This window comes from Kitasatospora sp. NPDC058965, assembly GCF_042741245.1.
Lineage (GTDB): Bacteria > Actinomycetota > Actinomycetes > Streptomycetales > Streptomycetaceae > Kitasatospora.
Window position 1 is genome coordinate 1 of sequence record NZ_JBHYKG010000403.1, and the last position, 6618, is coordinate 6618.

Annotated in this window: 3 protein-coding genes; 2 read left to right on the forward strand and 1 reads right to left on the reverse strand. The window is 70.8% G+C overall.

All coding sequences use genetic code 11. From position 1 onward, the window contains the following. Window positions 1-760: hypothetical protein (locus tag ACFW1A_RS36910; protein WP_380417366.1), on the forward strand; the 760-nt coding region annotated here is incomplete at its 5' end. A gap of 130 nt (window positions 761-890) precedes the next feature. On the opposite strand, the gene ACFW1A_RS36915 is transcribed toward ACFW1A_RS36910, so the two are convergent. Continuing rightward, window positions 891-3473 (reverse strand): collagenase, encoded by a 2583-nt coding sequence (locus ACFW1A_RS36915; RefSeq protein ID WP_380417368.1) that lies wholly within the window; start codon window positions 3471-3473, stop codon window positions 891-893. 327 nt (window positions 3474-3800) lie between these two features. Here ACFW1A_RS36915 and ACFW1A_RS36920 point away from each other — a divergent pair, with 327 nt between their 5' ends. After that, entirely contained in the window at window positions 3801-6512 is a 2712-nt protein-coding gene (locus ACFW1A_RS36920; protein WP_380417370.1) for a collagenase, read from the forward strand. Window positions 6513-6618 lie beyond the last annotated feature (106 nt).

A 6618-nucleotide genomic window follows, 5' to 3' on the forward strand; every position in this document is an offset into this window, starting at 1 on the left:
CGTCGCCCCCGGGACGAGTCCTTCGCTGGTGGCACTGCCGACGGGTGGCTGGGAGGTCGCGTGGCACGGCGCGGACGCGAACAGCACGTTGTGGCTGGCGACCGGTTCGGGCACCACGATGACCAGTTACGGCAACCCGTACCAGATGGGCGTGGCCCCCGGGACGAGCCCGTCGTTGGTCGCCATGCCGGACGGGAGCTACACGGTGGCCTGGCAGGGGGCGGACGCGAACCGCACGCTCTGGCTGGCGACCGGCAGCGGGGCGGGCATGGACAGCTACGGCAACCCGTACCAGATGGGTGTCGCCGCGGGGACGAGTCCCTCGCTGGTGGCGCTGCCGACGGGTGGCTGGGAGGTCGCGTGGCACGGCGCGGACGCGAACAGCACGTTGTGGCTGGCCACGGGTAGCGGGACGGTGATGAACAGCTACGGCAACCCGTACCAGATGGGCGTGGCCCCCGGGACCAACCCCTCGTTGGCGGCCATGCCGGACGGGAGCTACACGGTGGCCTGGCAGGGGGCGGACGCGAACCGCACGCTCTGGCTGGCGACCGGCAGCGGGACGGTGATGAACAGCTACGGCAACCCGTACCAGATGGGTGTCGCCGCCGGCTCCAGCCCCTCGCTGGTGGCGCTGCCGACCGGTGGGTGGGAGGTCGCCTGGCACGCTGCCGACGCCAACGGCACGCTCTGGCTGGCGACTGGCAGCGGGACGGTGATGAACAGCTACGGCAACCCGTACCAGATGGGTGTCGCGTAGCGCTCCGGCCCGCGGCAGGTGCCGTGAACGACTCGGGTGGCGCCCCTGGACTCCAGGGGTGCCACCCGCCGTCATGGGCCGCCCGCACGGCGGTGCCCGGGACGGAGCTGACCGATCGTCAGCGCGCTTGTCAGTACTGGGTGCTGATCGTCACGCCGCTGAAATCGGTCACGGCGTACAGGCTCAGGTAGCGGTAGCCCGCCGTCGGGTTGGTGACGGTGAGGGTCTGGCTGGTGCCGGAGTTGGTGGCGGAGGCGGTGAAGGCGTCGGGGGAGGCCCAGGTGTCGTCGTTGTAGTAGAGGTAGGCGATGCCGGTGCCGCCGGAGGTGGAGACGGTCAGCGTGCTGGTGCCGGCCGGCAGGTAGAGGTACTTGTAGACCAGGTGGCCCGCGGTGGCGGACTGGTCGGCCCGGGAGCAGTTCCGGCCCAGCGCCTCGGCGCGGGTGTCGGTGCAGGCGGGCGGGGTGGCCTGGCCGCCGCCGACGGCGACCGTGGCCGAGGTGGCCGTGCTGGTCGACTTGCCGTTGCTGTCGACGGCGGTCTCCACGACGGTGTAGGTGCCCGGCGCGGCGTAGGTGTGGCTGGGGTTGCGCTGGTCCGAGGAGCTGCCGTCGCCGAAGGTCCAGTGCCAGGAGGCGATCCGGCCGGGGCCGGTCTGCACCGAGCGGTCGGTCAGGGTGACGGTCGCGCCGTTCACGCTCTGGTCGAAGAGCGCGGTCGGGCCCTGGGCGTAGCAGGCGCCGGCGGCGCAGGTGTTCAGCCAGGCGTCGAAGTCGGCGTCGTAGCTGGTGCCGAGCGAGTTGTAGACCGCGTAGCCGCCGGTGTAGTCACCGGTGCGGAAGTGGCCGAGCATCGACTGGATGACGTCGGGGTGCTTCTCGAACATGTACCGCACCGCGAGGTAGCCCCACGGGTAGGTGCGGGTGGTGTCCGAGTTGTCGTAGGTGTTCTGGAACAGCGTGCTCAGCGCGTAGGTGTGCTTGGCGGCCTCGGCCATCGCCTCGGTGTCGGTCTGGCCGCGGTAGGCGTAGGACTCGTACTCGGCGACGCCCTCGATCCACCAGATGTTCGGCACCGACGTCTCGGTCCCGAAGGTGCCCTTCATGTCGTAGATGCCGTCGAGGTAGTGCGTGTACTCGTGGTTGAGGTTCCACACGTTGGCCGGGAAGCTGTCGTTCCACGACTTGAGGAACATCACCGACACGGCCTGGTTGGACGGGTCGGTCGGATCCATCATGGTCTCGCCACCGTTGTCGGTGCCGTTGCCGAAGATGGCCCAGGAGTAGGTGGTGTAGTCCGCCTTGTTGGCGAAGACCGCCAGCGTGACGGTCTTGTCGTACTGGCCCGGGACCGGACCGCTGTCCTGGACCAGGTGGTGGAAGAAGCCGTCCTCGCCGCGCAGGCTGGTGCAGACGGCGGCCTGGTCGGCGGCCGACAGCGACTCGGTCTCGATCACGCGGTTGTCGCAGACGAGCTTGGTCGGCAGGGTGGCGGCGGTCAGCTTGGCCGGCAGGTCGCAGACGCCGTAGGTCGAGCAGTTGGCGGCGTCGTAGGTGTTGGCCTGGTAGGCGGTGTGCACGTACAGCGGGCCGGTGGGGCCGGTGACGGGCGCGGCGTCCAGCACCTGCTTGACCAGCGGTCGGGCCTTGGCCTCGACGGCGGCGCTGTCGCCGGTCATCCGGGCCAGGTCGTTGCCGGCGTTGACGTCCAGCGCGGCGTTCGGGCCGGACAGCAGGTCCTGGTGGCTGAGCGCGAAGTCGGACAGCGTGCCGAGGATCCGCGGGTCGGCGCCGACCGCCTTGACGAAGTCGGCGTTCCAGTTCGCCCGCCACAGCGGGGTGGCGAGCACGGCGTTGACCGCGCCGACCAGCTTCGGGAAGGCGTTGTACGAGTTGTCGTAGCTGTCCAGCACCTCGCGGTAGACGCCGAGGTAGCTGGCCTGCAGGTCGGCGCTGTCGGTGAGCACGAGGACCTCCCGCAGCACCGCGCCGTTGGCGTCGGTCTTGTCCTCCCAGTGGTCGCTCTTGAAGAAGGCGTCCAGGCCGGCCTTGGTGGCCTTGGTCAGGGCGGCGTCGTACGGACCGACGGCGGAGGCGTTGTTGGACTGGACGAAGTAGCCGGCCCGCAGGAAGAGCACCAACTGCAGGATGCCGGTGGAGTCGTCGCCGGTGTAGCCGGTGGCCAGGCTGTGGAAGGCGTTGGCCACGGTGAGCATCTGCTGCTGCTTGAAGACCGTTCCGGCGTCGCTGCCGGTCAGGTCGAAGAGCGTGTTCATGCAGTCCGGTGTCGAGCCCTTGACGTAGGCGACCAGGTCGGCGCCGGAGCGTGCGCCGAAGTCGGCGGCGGTGCAGGTCTGGGGGGCGGCCTGCGCGGTGGCGCCGGCCCGGGCGGTCCGGGCGGCGGCCGGGTGGGCCGTGGCGGGGCGCTGGGTCAACTGCAGACCGGTGCCGGCCGGCTGGGCCATCACGGCCTGGCCGAGCAGCGCCGGCGGCAGCGGGGCGGTGGTCCGGGCGGTCTGGGTGGTCTCCTCACCGGGGTCGGTGGCGAGGAAGGCGCCCACGGGCTTGGGGACGACGGGGGAGGCGCTGACCGCTGCCGGCGCGGCGGCAGCCGCGGCGGCGAAGGCGGGCGTGACGGGCAGCAGGGTGGCCGCGGTGGCGCAGCCGGCGACCAGGCCGGCGAGCACGGTGGGCAGGGATATCCGCAGAGGCAACGGCTTCGTCCTTCTCGGGTGGGGGATCTCACGGGGCGTCAGGCGAGGATGAGGGTCTGCGGCCTGGATCCTGTCATCGGACGAACGGTCAATACAATGTCACAGGTCATACGACATTGCGGGGTCCCGGTAATCACGCCGGCTTAGGGGTGGCGGCCGAGGGCCTGCCGGCCCCGGCGGTGGCGGGTGGTCGGTCGGACTGATGGCCCGACCGGCCCGATGTCCTATGGGTTGACGCGTTGCCCCCTGCTCCAGGCTGCGCAATATTACATGTCACACCTGACTCTGAGATCGAGTCAGTGATCCCCCACACCGCCAGGAGCAGAGATGCGCCTTCGATCAGCTGTGCCCAGGAGCTTCGCCGCAGGCGTGGCGACGCTCGGCACGGTGGTCGGCCTGCTGGCCGTTCCCGCGGCCGCGAATCCCCCCACCGCCAACCCCGCCCACCACCTGCCCGCGCCGGCCCCCGGCGCGCTGCCGCCGCAGGGCGCCGCGCACCAGGGCGACGCCGAGCGGTTCGCCGCACGGTCCCAGGCGCTGCCCGCCGCACTGCGGTCGCAGCCGGCCGCGCGCACCGCCACGGCGGCGAGCAAGCCGGCCGCCAAGCCCGCCGCCCGGACCGCCACCCCCACGGCGGCCCAGACCTGCAACGCCTCGGACTTCACGGGCCGCAGCGGCAGCGCGCTCGCCGCCTACGTCGCGTCCTCCACCACCGACTGCATCAACTCGCTGTTCAGCCTGACCGGCGCCAACGCGGGCGGTGCGTTCAAGCAGGCCCAGATGCTGCCGGTCGCGACCGCCCTCAACACCGCCGCGCGCAGCTACGACGGCACCGACTCCGCCGGCATCCAGCAACTCGTCCTCTACCTGCGGGCCGGCTACTACGCCCAGTTCTACGACACCCAGGACGTGGGCCAGTACGACGCGAGCCTGGCCACCGCCACCGAGACGGCGCTGGACAGCTTCTTCGCCGGCCCGCACGCGCTGGACGTCACCGCGGCCAACGGCGACGTGCTCGGCGAGGCGATCACCCTGACCGACAGCGCCGTGCTGCAGGACCACTACCTGGGCACCTACAAGCGGCTGATGGCGGCCTACAACAGCTCCTGGGACGCCGTCGTCAACATGACCGACGCCCTGAACAACGTGTTCATGGCCCCGCTGTGGCGCGGGAACCAGAACCCGGCGTTCGTCAGCGCGGTGACCGCCGACCCGAGCATCATCGACGCGCTGAACTCCTTCACCCGGGCCAACACCCGTCTGCTGAGCACCGACAACGACGTGATGGACGCCAACCCCGGCCTGGACATGACCCGGCTGGTCGCCTACCCGGCCCTGCAGGCCAAGGTGCGCCCGCTGGCCAAGGGGCTGCTCGGCCTCTCGCAGATCACCGGCCCCACCGCCCGCCTCTGGGTCGAGGTGGCCAACCAGGCCAACGGCTACGACGGGGCCAACTGCTCCTACTACGGCGTCTGCAACCTGGCCGACCAGCTCACCGCGGCCGCGCTGCCGCAGACCATGGCCTGCGACAACCGCACGATCATGGCCCAGTCGCTGTCGGCCGACGACCTGAACGCGGTCTGCGCGAGCCTGCGCAACCAGGACCCGTACTTCCACAGCCTGGTCAAGGACAGCGGCCCGATCCCCGGGCAGTACGAGTCCACCGTCCGGATGGTGGTGTTCGCCAGTCAGCGGGACTACGCGATCTACTCCTCGCCGATCTTCGGCAACGACACCGACAACGGTGGCGAGACGCTGACCGGCAACCCCACCGACCCGGCCAACAAGCCGGTCTCGATCGAGTACCAGAAGCCGTACGACGACGGCTTCGTGGCCCGGGTGTGGAACCTCAACCACGAGTACACCCACTACCTGGACGGCGTGTACAACACCAAGGGCACGTTCGCCCAGGAGACCGTCGTCCCGGACATCTGGTACGTCGAGGGCCTGGCCGAGTACGTCTCGTACTCCTACCGCGGTGTCACCTACGACGACGCGACAGCGCAGGCGGCGCTGCACAAGTACAAGCTCAGCGACCTCTGGCAGACCCAGTACGGCGACACCACCCGGGTCTACAACTGGGGCTACCTGGCCGTGCGTTACATGTTCGAGAAGCACCCGGCCGACATGGCGAACATCCTGTCGCACTTCCGGACCGGCGACTACACCGGCGGCGCCGCGGTCTACCTGACCGGCATCGGCACCCGCTACGACGCCGACTTCGACAGCTGGCTCACCGCCTGCGCGGCCGGCGCCTGCGCGCAGGGCGGCGCCCTGGCCAACGGCGACTTCGAGAGCGGCTCGACCTCGCCGTGGACCACCACCGGCACCGCCGCTGTGGTCAACTCCGGTGCGCACGGCGGCAGCTACGCGCTCCAGCTGGGCGGCTCGGGCCCGACCAACGGCGACTCGACCGCGGCGCAGACCTTCACCGTGCCGAACGGGGACACCCAGCTCTCGTTCTGGTACGACGTGACCTGCCCCGACACCGTCGCCTACGACTGGGCCACCGCGACGCTCGCGGACAACACCGCCGGCACCAGCAGCACCGTACTGGCCAGGACCTGCGCCGCGAACTCCGGGTGGACCCCGGTCACGGCGCCGGTCACCGCCGGGCACAGCTACACGCTGACGCTGGCCAGCCACGACGACGACTACGCGGGCGACCCCACCTCGACGGTCTTCGACGACGTGGCCCTCGCGGCACCGCTGCCGGCCTGCTCCGGCAACTCCTCCACCCTGGGCCAGAACTGCTCGCTGGCCAACCAGTCGGGGCGCGCGGGCGACCTGGACTACCTGGACGTCTACCTGCCGGCCGGCACCACCACCCTGACCGTCACCACCAGTGGCGGCAGCGGTGACGCGGACCTCTACTACAGCCCGACCACCTGGGCCAACTCCAGCAATGCCACTGCCAGTTCGACCGGTGGCGGGACGACGCACTCGCTCACCGTCAGCAACACCGCGGCCGGCTGGCGCTACGTCAGCCTGTACGGCCGCAGTGCCTTCAGCGGGGTCACCGTGAGCGCCCAGTTCTGACGGACGACCACACGTCGTCCCCGGCAGCGCCGGTCGACCCGTCGGACGGGGCGCGACCCTTCACCCGCCGCCCCCCCGGGCCCCCCCCCGTTGACCGCTGGGGGGC

Coding starts and splice junctions, on each gene's coding strand:
- ACFW1A_RS36920 (WP_380417370.1), top strand. CDS start 3,801: ATGCGCCTTCGATCAGCTGTGCCCAGGAGCTTCGCCGCAGGCGTGGCG.